This window comes from Pseudomonas sp. RAC1, from assembly GCF_030658255.1.
Lineage (GTDB): Bacteria > Pseudomonadota > Gammaproteobacteria > Pseudomonadales > Pseudomonadaceae > Aquipseudomonas > Aquipseudomonas boreofloridensis.
Genome location: NZ_JAUTXS020000038.1, coordinates 12,819 through 29,553, shown reverse-complemented (window position 1 = coordinate 29,553; position 16,735 = coordinate 12,819). Strand labels below are relative to the sequence as shown.

The window sequence follows — 16,735 nt, the reverse complement described above, 5'->3', positions numbered from 1 at the left end:
GCGGGTTCCGTAAAAGGAGGAGCAGCTTACCCCATATTGACCCGCTCTCGAGCAAGGGGTATACCTAGTATATCAATAAACGATAATAAGTATTGCCTAGCGATACATGGAGCTTAGTATGGATGACCTCACCGATACCGGCCTAGCCACCCGACCGGCCTGGGAGCTGGCGGCCGAAATCCGCGCCGGGCATCTGTCCGCACGTGAACTGACGCAGGCGTGCCTGGCACAACTGGCGCGCTACAACCCAACGCTCAATGCACTGGTCACAGTGGATGCGCAAGGCGCACTCGAGCGCGCCGAGGCCGCCGATCAGCGACAGGCCAAGGGCGAAGCGCTCGGCGCGCTGCATGGCTTGCCGGTGGCGCACAAAGACTCGTTCCTCACCGCAGGCATGCGCACCACCTGGGGCTCGAAGGTCTACGCCGAGCATGTCCCCGATCAGGACTCGCTGATCGTGCAGCGCCAGGCCGCCGCCGGCTCGATCCTGCTGGGCAAGAGCAACCTGCCGGAATTCGGCGCAGGTTCGCAGACCTTCAACGCAGTGTTCGGCGCCACGCGAAACCCTTACGCACCGGAGCTGACCTGTGGCGGCAGCAGCGGTGGATCGGCCGTGGCCTTGGCCACGGGCATGGTGGCACTGGCAGACGGCACCGACATGGGCGGTTCTCTGAGAAATCCGGCGAGCTTCTGCAACATCGTCGGTCTGCGCCCGTCCATCGGTCGGGTGCCGAATGTGCCCAACGCCAACAGCTTCGGCCAACTGACCGTGGCCGGACCCATGGGGCGCTGCGTGGCCGATGTCGCGCTGCTGCTCAGCGTGATCGCAGGCCAACACCCGCGCGACCCCCTGTCGCTGCAGTCGCACACCCATCCACTGACGACGCTGGCAGAGCACGATTTCAAAGGCGCGCGCATCGCCTACAGCCCCGACCTGGGCGGGCTGCCAGTCGATCCACGGGTACGCGCCGTCACCGAGGCTGGCGTGCGACGCCTGGACGAGCTGGGCTGCACGGTCGAACTGGCAGAGCCCGACTTCACAGGCGGCGCACGGGCCTTCCAGGTCTTGCGCGCGCTCACCTATGCCGGCGGCTATGCCGACCTTCTGCAGGGCAATCGCCACCTGCTCAAGGACACCGTGATCTGGAACATCGAGCAGGCCAGCACCTTCACGGCCCAGGATGTGATGGACGCCGAAGCGGTCCGTGCACGGCTGTTCCGAGAGCTGCAAGCGCTGCTGGAGCGCTTCGACTTCCTGGTCGCTCCGGTCAGTCAGGTGCTGCCCTTCCCGGTCGAACAGCCTTACGTGGCACAGATCGGCGAGCAGCCGATGCAGACCTACATCGACTGGATGAATAGCTGTTCGCTGATCACCCTGACCGGCCACCCGGCCCTGTCGCTGCCCTGCGGCTTCAGTGAGCAGGGCCTGCCGGTGGGGTTGCAGATCGTCGGCCGCTACCGCGACGAGCAGCGATTGCTGGCGTTCGCGCACGCGCTGGAGTCGATCAACCGTCCCTACACCACTCGCCCGCTGGCGCGTTAACCCGCAACGCCGGTACAGCGCGACAGACGCAGAAACCAACACCGGCTTGATTCCTTTTGACAATGCCAACAACAAATCAAAGGTAGCCACGATGTCCAGTTCCAGTACCCCGCGCGCCCAAGCGCAGCCCCGTGCCCGGCAACCCATAAGGGCTGCCGCCGGCTCATTCCTCGGCACCCTCATCGAGTGGTTCGACTTCTATATCTATGCAACGGCCTCGGCGCTGATCTTCAGCCACGTGTTCTTTCCAGGCAGCAGCCAACTGGTCGGTACCTTGTCGTCCTTCGCCACGCTGGCGGTAGGTTTCGTCGCTCGACCGTTAGGCGGCATCATTTTCGGTCACCTGGGTGATCGCTTCGGACGCAAGTACTCGCTGATCCTGACGCTGGTGCTGATGGGCGTCTCGACGGTGGGCATCGGCCTGTTGCCCTCCTATGCGCAGGCAGGCTTCTGGGCACCGGTGCTGCTGGTGGGCCTGCGTATCCTGCAGGGCATTGCCGTGGGGGGCGAATGGGGAGGCGCGGTGCTGCTGGCCAGCGAGCATGCACCGGAGGGCAAGAAGAGCTTCTACGCCTCGTTCGCCCAGTTGGGCAGCCCGGCGGGGCTGGTGCTGTCGCTGATGGTGTTCCGTTTCATCACCGAGATGCCTGAGGCCGACATGTACGCCTGGGGCTGGCGACTGCCGTTCATCGGCAGCATCGTGCTGCTGTTGCTGGCGTTCGTGATCCGCCGCGGCGTGCATGAGTCACCTGAGTTCGAGGCGCTGGCCCAGCAGGGTCAACCGGCGCAATCGCCGGTCAAGACCGTGGTCCGTGATGCCTGGCCATTGATCCTGCTGGTAATGGGTGCCTGCACCATCGGTATCTCGTCGGCCTACTTCACCAATACCTTCATGATCGCCTACGCCACCCAGTACATGGGCATCAAGAGCTCGGTGATCCTCGAATGCCTGTCGGTGGTCGCACTCGTGCAGCTGATCAACCAGCCAATCGCCGCCTGGCTCGCGGACAAAGTGGGTGCAGGTCGCTTCCTGCTGGTGACCTCGGGCATCAGCATACTGGTGCCGTACGTCATGTTCAGCCTCGTTTCCACCGGACAAGGAACGATGATCATCCTCGGCATCGCGCTGGCCAAGGTGTTCTCCTCGGCGTTCTATGCCGTGATCGCCGGCTACATCACCGATGTGTTCCCAGTCGCCCAGCGCTATTCGGGCATTTCGTTGGCCTACCAAGCCTGCGGCGCGCTGATCGGCGGGACCACGCCGATGGTCGGCACCCTGATTGCCGGGCAGGCGGCAGGCCAATGGTGGCCCCTGGCGGTGTTCTACTCGGCGCTGGCGCTGACGTCGTTCCTCTGTGTAGGGGCACTGACACGTCGGCGCAGCATGCTCGCGCCTGCCGCCGCCTGAGGCGGCGCAAGCTGTTCCCTCAGCCGGCGCGATTTCGCGTGCCGGCATCGCGCACCAGGCGCAGCCCTGCCAGCACCACGGCGAACACGGCCAGGCTGGCCGTGTACAGCACCAAGGCCGACAGCCCGGCCAGCAGCGCCAGCACGGCCAACCACCAGCCTGCGCGCCCGCGCAATACCTGGCTGAGCAGCGCCAGCCCCAGCCCCAGCCAGCCGATCCACTGGAAGTGAATCCACAACCCCAGCATCGAGCGCACCTGGCATTGCCAGTGCGCGGCCGGCACGCTGCACAGGCCCACCCACTGGCTGTCCTCCATCAAGCCGTAGCGCACGCCGTAGCTGGCCGCCAGCCATAACGGCAGCAGCAGCAACAGGGCAATCACAGGCAGCGAACGACTCATGCAAGGCTCCGGGAAAAATGTCATCGGCGCTCAGGATAATCCCCCAGAACCACGGCGCAAGATGCAATACCCTCACCGGCTCAGGATCACAACGACGACCATTGCCGCGCCAGCCACTTTCACGGCAACATCAGCCACCATAAACGATCGCGCGCCAAGCAACTTTGCCATCATCCTGATGGTCCTAGCTCCACACTGCCTTTGCCGTCTCCTGGGGGACTCTCCATGCTTCGACCGTTGCGCCTCGTCGCCCTGCTGTGCGGCCTGCTCCTGGCTGCGGCTGCTTCCGCGCGGGACATAGATCCGGCCACCTACGGCTATCCGCTGACCAACCCGTTCGAAGCGACCATCGCCACGACACCGCCGGACCAACGTCCGACGCTGCCAAGCGATGACGACATCGACCAATCCGACTACAGCCTGACGCTGCGCCCTGAGCGCGAATTCACGCTGCCGGACAACTTCTGGCCGGTGAAGAAGCTGCGCTACCGCCTGGCGCGTCAGGATCACAAGGCGCCGCTGGTGTTCATCATCGCCGGCACCGGCGCGCCCTACAGCAGCACCATCAACGAATACCTCAAGAAACTGTTCTACCAGGACGGCTACCACGTGGTGCAGCTGTCCTCGCCGACCAGTTGGGACTTCATGAGCGCCGCCTCGCGCTTCGCCACCCCCGGCGTCAGCCGCGAGGATGCCGAAGACCTGTACCGGGTCATGCAGGCCGTGCGCGCCCAACATCCGCGCCTGCCGATCAGCGACTTCTATCTCACCGGCTACAGCCTCGGTGCGCTGGACGCTGCGTTCGTCAGCCACCTGGACGAAACCCGTCGCAGCTTCAATTTCAAGCGCGTGCTGCTGCTCAACCCGCCGGTGAACCTGTATACCTCGATCAACAACCTCGACAAGATGGTGCAGACCCAGGTCAAAGGCATCGACCGCAGCACCACCTTCTATGAACTGATGCTGGAAAAGCTCACCCGCTACTTCCAGGACAAGGGCTTCGTCGACCTCAATGACGCCCTGCTGTACGACTTCCAGCAGTCGCGCGAGCACCTGTCCAACGAACAGATGGCCATGCTGATCGGCACCTCGTTCCGCTTTTCCGCCGCCGACATCGCCTTCACCTCAGACCTGATCAACCGCCGCGGCCTGATCATTCCTCCGAAGTTTCCAATCACCGAAAGCACCAGCCTGACGCCGTTCTTCAAGCGCGCCTTGCAGTGCGACTTCGATTGCTACCTGACCGAACAGGTCATTCCCATGTGGCGAGCGCGCACTGACGGCAACAACCTGCTGCAATTGATCGACCAAGTCAGCCTCTACGCCCTGACCGACTATCTGCGCGATAGCCCCAAGATCGCCGTGATGCACAACGCCGACGACGTCATTCTCGGCCCCGGCGACATCGGCTTCCTGCGCAAGGTGTTCGGCGATCGCCTGACCCTCTACCCACACGGCGGCCATTGCGGCAACCTCAACTACCGTGTCAACGCCAAAGACATGCTGGAGTTCTTCCGTGGCTGACAGACTCGTACTTGCCCTCGCCCTGCTCATCAGCACCAGCGCCCTGGCGGCTGAAACCGCCCCGCGCACCAGCGTCATCGAGGCTGACGTGACGGCCGCGCCGACCGTGGAGTCGGACGGCTTCCTCGACCCGATGCGCGAGCTGAAATTCAACCCTGGCCTCGACCAGCGCGAATTCGAGCGCTCCACCTTGGCCGCGCTCAACGTCTACGACCCACTGGAGTCGATGAACCGGCGCATCTATCACTTCAACTACCGCTTCGACCAATGGGTGTTCATTCCAGCCGTCGACGGCTACCGCTACGTGACGCCGCAGTTCGTACGTACCGGCGTAAGCAACTTCTTCAACAACCTGGGCGATGTACCGAACCTGTTCAACAGCCTGCTGCAACTCAAGGGCAAGCGCTCGGCGGAAATCACTGCGCGGCTGATGTTCAACACCTTGATCGGTGTGGGCGGGCTGTGGGATCCGGCGACCAAGATGGGGCTGCCGCGCCAGAGCGAGGACTTCGGCCAGACCCTGGGCTTCTACGGCGTCCCTGAAGGGCCGTACCTCATGCTGCCGATCTTCGGGCCTTCGAACTTGCGCGATACAACGGGCCTGGTGGTGGATTACGTGGGAGAGCGTGAGGCGAACTTCCTCGACGTGGCCGAAACCAGCAGCGATCACCCGGAAATCACTTTGCTCAAAGCGATCGACCGACGCTACTCCACCAACTTCCGTTATGGACAGACCAACTCGCCGTTCGAGTACGAGAAGGTCCGCTACGTCTATACCCAGGCACGCAAGCTGCAAATTGCCGAGTAGATCGGCTGCCGCCTCCCAGCGACCCACCCCCGCTCACCACAGGGGTGGCGTCGCTCTCCAAGATTCGACCCGCTACCCCCTCAGCCCGGCAAACCCAGAAATTGCGACAGCTCGCGCCGCTTGGCCAAGGCATCGCTGCGTCCAAGCTCGATCAATTCACTGCAGTAGCTGGCCTCGAACAACAGGTAGCTGAGCACCCCGGCACCACTGGTTTTGGTCGCCCCAGACCCGCGTAGGAACAGGCGCAATGCGGCAGGCAGTTCCCGTCGGTGACGCGCGGCTATCTCGTCCAGCGGCTGGCTGGGCGCCACCACCAATACCTCGATGGGCGCCAGCCCCAGATGCCGGCCCTCCACATGGCTCGGTATCAGATGACTCAGGTGATTGAGTCGCTGCAGCAGCTCGATGTCGTCTTCCAGACTATCGATGAAGGTGCTGTTGAGCAGGTGCGCGCCAATTTGCGCCAGGCTCGGCTGTCGACCACTGAACACCCGCGCGCGCTGCACCGGCGACACCGGGCGCTGAGGGTTACCGCTGACGCCCACCACCAGGACGCGGCTGGCCCCCAGATGCAGCGCCGGGCTGATCGGCGCCGACTGACGCACAGCGCCATCTCCGTAGTACTCATCGCCCAGGCGCACCGGCGCGAACAGTAACGGGATCGCCGAACTGGCCAGCAGGTGCTCGACGCTCAGGGCCGTGGGCACGCCAATACGCCGATGCCGCAGCCACGGCTCGATGGCGCCACGACCCTGGTAGAAGGTCACCGCCTGGCCCGACTGGTAACCGAAGGCGGTAATCGCTACTGCACGCAATTGCTCGCTGTCGAGGGCGCGACCGATACCGTCCAGATCCAGATGCGCGCGCAGCAGCGTACGCAGGGGACTGCTGTCGAGCAGCGCCACGGGGCTTTGCCGGCCCAGGCCGAGCAGGCCGTGGCCAATGAAGCGACTGGCCTGGCGGATGACCCCGGGCCAGTCGCTGCGCAGCACCAGATGACTGCGAAAGTGTTGCCAGAAGCGGGTCAGGCGCTGCACCGAATCGCCGAAATGCGTGGCCCCGCTGGCCAAGGTCACGGCGTTGATAGCCCCGGCCGAGGTGCCGACGATGACCGGGAAGGGATTGGCCGCACCCACCGGCAGCAGTTCGGCGATACCGGCCAGCACGCCGACCTGATAAGCGGCGCGGGCGCCGCCGCCTGAAAGGATCAGCCCGGTGACGGGAGGTGCGGCCATGGATACCTTCCTGGTTATCGGGAGTCAGCGTTTCTTTTTCTCGTACAAGCGCGGGGCGCCTTCGGGACGCGACTTGAAGCGCCGATGGGCCCACAAGTACTGCTGCGGGCAGTCACGTAACACGGACTCGACCCACTGGTTGATGCGCAGGCAGTCGGCCTCTTCGGTCTCGCCTGGGAAGTCCTCCAGCGGCGGATGCACCACCAACCGATAGCCGCTGCCATCTTCCAGGCGCTTCTGAGTGAAGGGGATCACCCGTGCCTTACCCAGCCGGGCGAACTTGGTGGTGGCGGTAACGGTGGCAGCGGGGATGCCGAACAGCGGCACGAACAGGCTTTGCTTGGTGCCGTAGTCCTGGTCCGGCGCATACCAGATCGCCCGCCCACTGCGCAGCAGCTTGAGCATGCCGCGTACGTCTTCGCGCTCGACCGCCAGGGAATCAAGGTTGTGCCGCTCGCGACCGCTGCGCTGAATGAAGTCGAACACCGGGTTGCCGTGCTCGCGGTACATGCCATCGATGGTGTGGGCTTGGCCCAGCAGCGCCGCGCCGATCTCCAGCGTGGTGAAGTGCACCGCCATGAGGATGGCGCCCTGCCCGTCCTGCTGGGCCGCCTGCAGATGCTCGAGCCCTTCGATATGGGCCAGCCGCGCCAGTCTTTCTTTGGGCCACCACCAACTCATGGCCATCTCGAAGAAGGCGATGCCCGTGGAAGCGAAATTGTCTTTCAACAGCTGTCGCCGTTCGTCGCTGGACAGCGCTGGAAAGCACAGCTCCAAATTGCGCGCCGCGATGCGCCGGCGCTCGCCGGCCACGCGGTACATCACCGCGCCCAACAGGCTGCCCAGCCCCAGCAGGGCTCGATACGGCAACTGCACCACCAGCCACAGCAGGCCAAGGCCCAACCACAGGGCCCAGAAACGTGGGTGAAGGAAATAGGGACGAAACCGCGGACGATCCATTGAAGCTTCCGGTAAGACAAAGGCCCGGCATTCTACAACCTTTGGCCGCAGGTTGCGGCCAATCGGTCTTATCGCTATAAGTCAGGGCACTTTTTCCGTTACAAGTCGTCTATGCAGACCATGAGCCTCAACCAGACACCCGACTCCGCCAACGTGTTCCAGCTCAAGGGCAGCATGCTCGCCATCACAGTGCTGGAACTGGCGCGCAACGACCTCCAGGCCCTCGACCGCCAATTGGCGGCGAAGGTCGCGCAGGCCCCCAATTTCTTCAGCAACACACCGCTGGTCCTGGCGCTGGACAAGCTGCCAGCCGACGAAGGCGCCATCGACCTGCCCGGACTGATGCGCATCTGCCGTCACCACGGCCTGCGCACCTTGGCCATTCGTGCCAGCCGCATCGAGGATATCGCCGCCGCGATTGCCATCGACCTGCCGGTGCTGCCGCCCTCCGGGGCCCGTGAACGGCCATTGGAGCCGGAACCGGAAGTGAAGAAGCCAGAGCCCGCTCCCGCGCCGCCTGCCGAACCGGAGGTGCGCCCCACGCGCATCATCACCAGCCCCGTGCGCGGTGGACAGCAGATCTACGCACAAGGCGGCGATCTGGTGGTGACCGCTTCGGTCAGCCCGGGTGCGGAACTTCTCGCCGATGGCAACATCCATGTCTACGGCGCCATGCGTGGCCGCGCATTGGCCGGTATCAAAGGTAATACCCGCGCCAGGATCTTCTGCCAGCAGATGACCGCCGAAATGGTCTCCATCGCCGGTCAGTACAAGGTCTGCGAGGACCTGCGCCGCGATCCGCTGTGGGGTTCGGGCGTGCAGGTGAGCCTGGTCGGCGACGTGTTGAACATCACCCGTCTTTAACGGATACTGCCGCCATTTTAAGCGCAACTTTTCCCGTTGCCTTTTTTGCATTTGCTGGGACTTAGGGTCCCATTTATTTAGGGGTGAAACACCTTGGCCAAGATTCTCGTGGTTACTTCCGGCAAAGGGGGTGTGGGCAAGACCACCACCAGCGCCGCCATCGGTACCGGCCTCGCACTGCGTGGCCACAAGACGGTGATCGTCGACTTCGACGTCGGTCTGCGTAACCTCGACCTGATCATGGGCTGTGAGCGCCGCGTGGTGTATGACTTCGTCAACGTGGTCAACGGCGAAGCCAACCTGCAGCAGGCCCTGATCAAGGACAAACGCCTGGAGAACCTGTACGTGCTGGCCGCCAGCCAGACCCGTGACAAGGACGCGCTCACCCAGGAAGGCGTGGAAAAAGTCCTGATGGAGCTCAAGGAGCAGTTCGAGTACGTGATCTGCGACTCCCCGGCCGGTATCGAGAAAGGCGCACACCTGGCGATGTACTTCGCCGATGAGGCCATCGTCGTGACCAACCCCGAGGTTTCCTCGGTCCGTGACTCGGACCGCATGCTAGGCATCCTGTCGAGCAAGTCGCGCCGTTCCGAGAACGGTGAAGAGCCGATCAAGGAACACCTGCTGATCACCCGCTACCACCCCGAGCGCGTGGTCAAGGGCGAGATGCTGAGCGTGGCCGACGTCGAAGAGATCCTGTCGATCAAGCTCAAGGGCGTGATTCCCGAATCCCAGGCGGTGCTCAAGGCCTCCAACCAGGGCATCCCGGTCATCCTCGACGACCAGAGCGATGCCGGTCAGGCCTACAGCGACGCCGTCGACCGCCTGCTGGGCAAAGAGAAGCCGATGCGCTTCATCGACGTACAGAAGAAGGGATTCTTCGAGCGCATTTTCGGGAGCAAATAAACCATGAACCTTTTTGACTTCTTTCGTGGCAGACAGAAACAGAGCAGCGCGTCGGTAGCGAAAGAGCGTCTACAGATCATCGTGGCGCATGAGCGCGGCCAACGCAGCGAACCGGACTACCTGCCGGCGCTGCAGAAGGAACTGCTGGAAGTAATCCGCAAGTATGTGAACATCGGTAACGACGACGTGCACATCGAGCTGGAGAACCAGGGCAGTTGCTCGATCCTCGAGCTGAACATCACCCTGCCGGATCGCTGATCCGGTCTAGCACATCGGGGCTGCGTTGCAGCCCATCGCGGGAGGGGTCCGCGCCTTTGGCCAGAGCATCGGCAGGGGCGAAGGCTTTGCGCGATGGGCCGCAGGCAGCCCCGCTGCTTTGTACAGAGACCCCGCAATGCCGCTGTCGAACATCCACATCCTGCATCAGGATGCTTCCATTCTGGTGATCAACAAACCGACCCTGCTGCTGTCGGTGCCAGGCCGCGCCGAAGACAACAAGGACTGCCTGATCACCCGCCTCCAGGAAAACGGCTATCCCGAGGCGCTGATCGTTCATCGCCTGGACTGGGAAACCTCCGGCATCATCCTGCTGGCCCGTGATGCGGACAGCCACCGCGAGCTGTCGCGCCAGTTCCATGACCGCGAAACCGAAAAAGCCTACACCGCACTGTGCTGGGGTCAGCCGGCCTTGGACAGCGGCAGCATCGACCTGCCGCTGCGTTACGATCCGCCGACCAAGCCACGTCACGTGGTCGATCATGAACAGGGCAAGCATGCCCTGACGTTCTGGCGCGTGCTGGAACGCCACGCCGACCACTGCCGCGTGGAACTGACGCCGATCACGGGCCGCTCGCACCAGTTGCGGGTGCACATGCTTTCCATCGGCCATCCGTTGCTGGGCGATCGGCTGTACGCCAATCCCGAGGCCCTGGCCGCTCACGACCGCCTGTGCCTGCACGCCTCGATGCTCAGCTTCACCCATCCGGTGTCCGGCCAGCGGTTGAAGTTCGAGTGCCCTGCGCCGTTCTGAGCGGCCAGTGGCGGGCGGCAAGCGTCAAGAAAAAATGCCGGCACCTCGGCAGACCGCTTGCCCCGCCGACCATCTTTGCTTGAAGCTTGCAGCTTGCCGCTTGAAGCTCGAATTTGGAGTGAGTTATGCGTGAAGCACTGAACACCGGCCTGATCGACTTTCTCAAGGCCTCCCCTACGCCCTTCCACGCCACCGCCAGCCTGGCCAAGCGCCTTGACGCCGCGGGCTATCAGCGCCTGGACGAGCGTGACAGTTGGGACACGGTGCCGGGCGGGCGCTATTACGTGACCCGCAACGACTCCTCGATCATCGCCGTGCGCCGGGGCAAGCACTCACCGCTGATCGGCGGCATGCGCCTGGTCGGCGCGCACACCGACAGCCCGTGCCTGCGGGTCAAGCCGCAGCCGGAGCTGCAGCGCCACGGATTCCTGCAATTGGGCGTGGAAGTCTATGGCGGCGCCCTGCTCGCGCCCTGGTTCGACCGCGACCTGTCGCTGGCCGGCCGGGTCACCTTCCGCCGCGACGGCAGGGTGGAGAGCCAACTGGTGGACTTCAAGCTGCCGATCGCCATCATTCCCAACCTGGCCATCCACCTCAACCGGGGGGCCAATGACGGCTGGGCGATCAATGCGCAGAACGAACTCCCGCCGATCCTGGCCCAGGTGGCCGGCGACGAGCGTGTCGATTTCCGCGCACTGCTCACCGAACAACTGGCCCGTGAGCATGGCCTGATCGCCGATGTGGTGCTCGATTACGAGCTGAGCTTCTACGACACCCAGGACGCGGCGGTCATCGGGCTGCACGGCGACTTCATCGCCGGCGCCCGCCTGGATAACCTGCTGTCGTGCTACGCCGGCCTGCAGGCACTGCTCGAAGCCGACAGCGACGAAACCTGCGTGCTGGTGTGCACCGACCACGAGGAAATCGGTTCCTGCTCGGCCTGCGGTGCCGACGGACCGATGCTCGAGCAGACCCTGCAGCGCCTGCTGCCGGACGGCGACGAGTATGTGCGCAGCATCCAGCGCTCGCTGCTGGTGTCGGCCGACAACGCCCATGGCGTGCACCCGAACTACGCCGACAAGCACGACGGCAACCATGGCCCCAAGCTCAACGCCGGCCCGGTGATCAAGGTCAACAGCAACCAGCGCTACGCCACCAACAGCGAGACCGCCGGTTTCTTCCGCCACCTGTGCATGGCCGAGGAAGTGCCCGTACAGAGCTTCGTGGTGCGCAGCGACATGGGCTGCGGCTCGACCATCGGTCCCATCACCGCCAGCCATTTGGGCGTGCGCACCGTCGACATCGGCCTGCCGACCTTCGCCATGCATTCGATCCGCGAACTGTGCGGTAGCCAGGACCTGGCGCATCTGGTCAAAGTGCTGACGGCGTTCTACCGCAGCCGGGAACTGCCCTGATCGCCGACACGCGGCCAGGCAGGGTGTAGTATCGGGCTCTGGGAGCGGGCATGCCGGTGAAGGCAAACGCCGCTCCCGGCTCGATTACCGACACTTCCAGACAGAAGGATTCTGTTCATGTCGCCTTTCCTTTCGTTGTTCCTGCCCGTCTTCCTGTTCCTGTTGCTGCTGACCGTGGGTTTCAGCCTGCGCCAGCGCAACATCGGCGTGGTGATGATGTGGATCGGCACGCTGGGCATCTTTGCCGTCACCTGCTGGACGATCCTGGAGAAACTCCCGGCATAAACCTCTACACTCGGCCCATCGTTTGACCTGAGGTAGATTTCCCGGTGCCAGCCTTTCTGCGTTGCCTTGCCCTGCTGTTGTTGATCGTCGTCGTCCCGGTACAGGCCGCAGGCCTGCCCGGCCTGCTGAGCTCCAGCACGCCCGCGCAGCCCCAAGCCACCGAGCCGTTGAGCAAGTCGCTCGACGAGGTGATCAAGAACCTCGAAAACGACCAGCAGCGCACCAAGCTGCTGGCCGATCTGAAAAAGCTGCGCGACGCCAGCAAACAGACGCAACCGAGCGTCGAGCAGGGCGTGCTGGGCCTGATCGGCGGGGCGCTGCACGACTTCGAGCAGCAGTTCAGCGGCGACGCCAGTCCCTTCGTGCGCTGGTCGCAGGAACTGGAGCAAGCCAAGGTCGAACTGGCCGATCTGGTGGTGCCGGTGCACCAGTGGCCCGCCATTCTCTTCGGCTTCGCGGCGGTCATCGCCGTGTGGAGCCTGCTGGCCTATGCATTCAACTGGATCGGCCACCGCGTGCGCATCCGTTTCGGCCTGACTGAAGAACTGCCCCAGCATCCGCGCACCTGGGACCTGGTGCGCTTTGCCCTGCGCAAACTCGGCCCCTGGCTGGTGGCGCTGATCTTTACGGTGTACCTGAGCTTCGCCCTGCCGCCTTCGCTGGGCAAATCCCTGGCCATGGTACTGGCCTACGCGCTGGTGATCGGCACCTGTTTCTCGGCCATCTGTGTGATCGCCTTCTCGCTGCTCGACGGCCCGCATCGCCACCGCGCCCTGCATATCCTGCGTCACCAGGCGTTCCGCCCACTGTGGCTGATCGGCAGCTTCGCCGCCTTCGGCGAGGCCATGAGCGATCCGCGCCTGACCACCGCCCTGGGCACTCACCTGGCTCACGCCATTGCCACGGTCACCAACGTCCTGGCCGCGCTGTGCACCGGGTTGTTCATCCTGCGCTTCCGCCGCCCGATCGCCCACCTGATCCGCAACCAGCCGCTATCGCGGCGCCTGACCCGCCGTACCCTGAGCGACACCATCGAGCTGCTGGGCAGTTTCTGGTTCATTCCGGCGCTGATTCTGGTGGCCATTTCGTTGTTCGCCACCTTCGTCTCCGCCGGCGACACCAGCACCGCCCTGCGCCAGTCACTGATGTGCACGGTGCTGGTGGTGGTGTGCATGGTGCTCAACGGCCTGGTGCGCCGCCACGCCGCCAAACCGCAGAACGTCCATAAGCGCCAGGCGGTGTATGCCGAGCGCCTGAAGAACTTCGGCTACGCGTTGGCGCACCTGTTCATCTGGCTGCTGTTCATCGAGCTGGGCTTGCGCGTGTGGGGCTTGTCGATGATCAGCTTCGCCGAGGGTGACGGCCATGACGTCAGCGTGCGCCTGATGGGCCTGGCCGGTACCTTGATCGCCGCCTGGCTGGTATGGATCCTGGCCGATACCGCGGTGCACCACGCCCTCATCCGCTCGCGCCGCGGCTTGGCCAACGCCCGCGCGCAAACCATGATGCCGCTGATTCGCAACGTGCTGTTCGTGGCCATTTTCATCATCGCGCTGATCGTCGCGCTGGCCAACATGGGCATGAACGTCACGCCACTGCTGGCCGGTGCCGGTGTCATCGGCCTGGCCATCGGTTTCGGTGCCCAGTCGCTGGTGGCGGACTTGATCACCGGCTTGTTCATCATCATCGAAGACAGCCTGGCCATCGACGACTACGTGGATGTCGGGGGTCACCTGGGCACCGTCGAAGGCCTGACCATCCGCACCGTGCGCCTGCGCGACATCGACGGCATCGTGCACACCATCCCGTTCAGTGAAATCAAGAGCATCAAGAACTACTCGCGCGAGTTCGGCTACGCGATCTTCCGCGTGGCCATTCCACACAGCATGAACATCGACCAGGCCATCACCCTGATCCGCGAAGTTGGCCAGAAGCTGCGCAGCGATCCGCTGATGCGCCGCAACATCTGGTCGCCGCTGGAGCTGCAAGGCGTGGAGAGCTTCGAGTCCGGCTCGGCGATCCTGCGTGCACGCTTCAAGACCGCGCCGATCAAACAGTGGGAGGTGTCGCGGGCGTTCAACCTGGCGCTCAAGCGCCAACTCGACGAGGCCGGACTGGACCTGGCAACGCCGCGGCTGTCGGTGCAGGTGGTGACGGCGGGCGGCGGGGCGATGGCTGAGGCGGGTGCCGGGGCCTCCAGCTAGGCCGGATCAGCCGGCCTCGGCGCGAATACGGATCGCGTCATGCCGCCAGTACTCCAGGTCACAGTCGATCAGGTGCCCATGCTGATCGCTGTTGACCCGGGTGATGTGCAGACCAGGACTTCCCGTGGATACCCGCAGCGCCGTGGCGGCCTCCGGCGGCAGTGCGGTCGGCAGTATTTCGAAGCACACCTGGCCGTAACGAATGCCGTAGTCGCGGGCGTAGATCTCGGTGAGCGACTGCCCCAGGTCACGTTCGAGTATTCCGGGGAAGTGATGCGGATTCAGGTAGTGCTCGGCGTAGAGCACGCCCCGACCGTCGATGCGCCGCAAGCGACAGATGCGCACCACGCTTGACAGCGCTGGCAGACGCAAGCGCGCGCAGATGCTGGCCGACGCCGGCTGCAGACGCGCCGAGAGCAGCTCGGTGCCCGGAGCCCGTCCCTGCTGCAACACCATGGCATGGAAATGGCTGCGCTCGATCAGGTCGTAGGTCAGGCGCTCGGGCGCGACGAACCAGCCGCGGCGCTCCTCGCGATAAATCAATCCCTGGGCTTCGAGTTGCACCAGCGCCTCGCGCAAGGTGATGCGGGTGGTGGCGAATACATCGCTGAGCTTGCGCTCGGCCGGCAGCTTGCCACCCGGCACAAGCAGGCCATGCTCGATTTGCTCCTGCAAGGCATGGCAGATAGCTGTTACCGCCCGCGCGGGGGTCGACTGCATCGAAAGTTACCTATCTGGACTAGACCAGCCCCAACAAAGGGCAGGTGGGCGTTGGCTGTCAGCGTAGGCAGCGCGCGTGAACATCCTGTGACAAGCCCGTCGCCCAGCGCCCCCTGAACCTGTCAGGGGCCCGTCAATCCAGGGCCGGGTTGTGGTCTACGCTTGGCATTCAGGCCTTGTTACCCAGGGAAAGCCGATCCCGCCTACATCAAACTGTCATGCACGCCGCCTACCTTGGCGCAAGGTTTGCTGACCTAGACCAACCCTGTGCAGCAAGGCCTGCATCAACCGCAGACACAACAAGGTCCATCACCACGATTGCAAGGCACCCCACCCTAGGAGCTTCGGATGAAAAAGTTCTTCATGGCGTCACTGCTGGGCTCGGCCATCGCCCTGTGCACCACGGCCATGGCCGCCGATACCGACCTCAACAGCCTGGAAGAGGCCGCCCGCAAGGAAGGCAAGGTCAACAGCGTGGGCATGCCCGATGCCTGGGCCAACTGGAAAGGCACCTGGGATGATCTAGCCAGCAAGTACGGCCTCAAGCACAGCGACACCGACATGAGCTCAGCGCAGGAAATCGCCAAGTTCGACGCCGAGAAAGACAACGCCAGCGCCGATATCGGCGACGTCGGCGCCGCCTTCGGCCCCATCGCGGCGGCCAAGGGCGTGACCCAACCCTACAAACCGAGCACGTGGGATCAGGTGCCGGAATGGGCCAAGGACAAGGACGGTCACTGGGCCCTGGCCTATACCGGCACCATCGCCTTCATCATCAACAAGGATCTGGTCAAGGAAGAGGAACGGCCCAAGACCTGGAAAGATCTTGAGAAGGGCAAGTACAAGGTCGCCATCGGTGACGTCGGCACGGCTGCACAGGCCGCCAATGGCGTGCTGGCGGCGGCCATCGCCTTCAAAGGTAACGAATCCAACATCGAGCCAGGCTTGCAACTGTTCACCAAGCTCGCCCAGCAAGGGCGCCTGTCGCTGGCCAACCCGACCATCCAGACCCTGGAGAAGGGCGAAGTCGAAGTCGGTGTGGTGTGGGACTTCAACGGCCTGAGCTACCGCGAGCAGATCGACCCCAAGCGCTTCGAGGTGCTGATTCCGCAGGACGGCTCGGTGATCTCCGGCTACACCACGATCATCAACAAGTACGCCAAGCACCCCAACGCCGCCAAACTGGCGCGTGAGTACATCTTCAGCGACGCCGGCCAGATCAACCTCGCCAAGGGCAATGCCCGCCCGATCCGTGCCGAGCATTTGAAGCTTCCGGAGGACGTGCAGGCCAAGCTGCTGCCCAACGAGCAGTACAAGGCTGCCAAACCCATCGAGAACGCCGAAGCCTGGGAGAAGACCTCCAAGGCCCTGCCGCAGAAGTGGCAGGAGCAGGTCATCATCGAGATGAAGTGAGGCTGAGCCCGACAGGGAGG

16 protein-coding genes are annotated in these 16,735 nt (G+C 63.9%); 12 read left to right on the top strand and 4 right to left on the bottom strand.

Annotated elements, in window-relative coordinates:
• Positions 1–118: 118 nt before the first annotated feature.
• Entirely contained in the window at positions 119–1,543 is a 1,425-nt protein-coding gene (locus tag Q7C30_RS17495) for an amidase (protein ID WP_317872244.1), read from the top strand.
• A gap of 91 nt (positions 1,544–1,634) precedes the next feature.
• Positions 1,635–2,951: an MFS transporter gene (locus Q7C30_RS17490; protein ID WP_295481115.1), complete on the top strand. Its 1,317-nt coding sequence runs from the start codon at positions 1,635–1,637 to the stop codon at positions 2,949–2,951.
• A 19-nt stretch (positions 2,952–2,970) separates the two neighbouring features.
• On the opposite strand, the gene Q7C30_RS17485 is transcribed toward Q7C30_RS17490, so the two are convergent.
• Positions 2,971–3,351 (bottom strand): hypothetical protein, encoded by a 381-nt coding sequence (locus Q7C30_RS17485; protein WP_039579322.1) that lies wholly within the window; start codon positions 3,349–3,351, stop codon positions 2,971–2,973.
• A gap of 225 nt (positions 3,352–3,576) precedes the next feature.
• Here Q7C30_RS17485 and Q7C30_RS17480 point away from each other — a divergent pair, with 225 nt between their 5' ends.
• Together Q7C30_RS17480 and Q7C30_RS17475 are read left to right on the top strand one after the other, a co-directional pair.
• Positions 3,577–4,875 (top strand): serine/threonine protein kinase, encoded by a 1,299-nt coding sequence (locus Q7C30_RS17480; RefSeq protein ID WP_029611965.1) that lies wholly within the window; start codon positions 3,577–3,579, stop codon positions 4,873–4,875.
• Positions 4,868–5,683 (top strand): VacJ family lipoprotein, encoded by an 816-nt coding sequence (locus tag Q7C30_RS17475; protein ID WP_029611966.1) that lies wholly within the window; start codon positions 4,868–4,870, stop codon positions 5,681–5,683. Before Q7C30_RS17480 ends, Q7C30_RS17475 begins: the two co-directional genes overlap by 8 nt.
• Before the next feature lie 80 nt (positions 5,684–5,763).
• Here Q7C30_RS17475 and Q7C30_RS17470 read toward each other — a convergent pair whose 3' ends face one another.
• Positions 5,764–6,918 carry a patatin-like phospholipase family protein gene (locus Q7C30_RS17470; protein WP_317872243.1) on the bottom strand — a complete coding sequence of 385 codons (1,155 nt, stop codon included), beginning with the start codon at positions 6,916–6,918 and terminating at the stop codon, positions 5,764–5,766.
• 24 nt (positions 6,919–6,942) lie between these two features.
• Complete coding sequence (locus tag Q7C30_RS17465; protein ID WP_317872242.1) at positions 6,943–7,878, bottom strand: lipid A biosynthesis lauroyl acyltransferase; 936 nt, start codon at positions 7,876–7,878, stop codon at positions 6,943–6,945.
• Positions 7,879–7,989: 111 nt separating this feature from the next.
• On the opposite strand from Q7C30_RS17465, the gene minC reads away from it, so the two are divergent.
• The 7 genes from minC to Q7C30_RS17430 all read left to right on the top strand — a co-directional run bounded on the left by minC (position 7,990) and on the right by Q7C30_RS17430 (position 14,582).
• On the top strand, positions 7,990–8,742 hold the full coding sequence (minC, locus tag Q7C30_RS17460; protein ID WP_317872241.1) for a septum site-determining protein MinC: 753 nt from the start codon (positions 7,990–7,992) through the stop codon (positions 8,740–8,742).
• 93 nt (positions 8,743–8,835) lie between these two features.
• Positions 8,836–9,648 carry a septum site-determining protein MinD gene (gene minD / locus Q7C30_RS17455; RefSeq protein WP_028634667.1) on the top strand — a complete coding sequence of 271 codons (813 nt, stop codon included), beginning with the start codon at positions 8,836–8,838 and terminating at the stop codon, positions 9,646–9,648.
• A gap of 3 nt (positions 9,649–9,651) precedes the next feature.
• Complete coding sequence (gene minE / locus Q7C30_RS17450) at positions 9,652–9,906, top strand: cell division topological specificity factor MinE (protein ID WP_021782476.1); 255 nt, start codon at positions 9,652–9,654, stop codon at positions 9,904–9,906.
• Positions 9,907–10,042: 136 nt separating this feature from the next.
• On the top strand, positions 10,043–10,678 hold the full coding sequence (locus Q7C30_RS17445) for an RluA family pseudouridine synthase (protein WP_039579331.1): 636 nt from the start codon (positions 10,043–10,045) through the stop codon (positions 10,676–10,678).
• A 125-nt stretch (positions 10,679–10,803) separates the two neighbouring features.
• A complete protein-coding gene (locus tag Q7C30_RS17440) occupies positions 10,804–12,093 on the top strand; it encodes a M18 family aminopeptidase (protein ID WP_039579334.1) in 1,290 nt (429 codons plus the stop codon).
• 117 nt (positions 12,094–12,210) lie between these two features.
• Positions 12,211–12,378 (top strand): hypothetical protein, encoded by a 168-nt coding sequence (locus Q7C30_RS17435; protein ID WP_162889552.1) that lies wholly within the window; start codon positions 12,211–12,213, stop codon positions 12,376–12,378.
• Between the two features lie 44 nt (positions 12,379–12,422).
• Entirely contained in the window at positions 12,423–14,582 is a 2,160-nt protein-coding gene (locus Q7C30_RS17430; RefSeq protein ID WP_317872240.1) for a mechanosensitive ion channel family protein, read from the top strand.
• 6 nt (positions 14,583–14,588) lie between these two features.
• Here the strand turns inward: Q7C30_RS17430 and Q7C30_RS17425 are convergent, their stop codons facing one another.
• Positions 14,589–15,302, bottom strand: coding sequence for a UTRA domain-containing protein (locus tag Q7C30_RS17425; protein WP_116888732.1), 714 nt, complete (start codon positions 15,300–15,302; stop codon positions 14,589–14,591).
• Positions 15,303–15,650: 348 nt separating this feature from the next.
• Between Q7C30_RS17425 and Q7C30_RS17420 the strand changes: the two genes are divergently transcribed.
• Positions 15,651–16,715: an extracellular solute-binding protein gene (locus Q7C30_RS17420; protein ID WP_317872239.1), complete on the top strand. Its 1,065-nt coding sequence runs from the start codon at positions 15,651–15,653 to the stop codon at positions 16,713–16,715.
• The last annotated feature ends 20 nt before the right edge of the window (positions 16,716–16,735 follow it).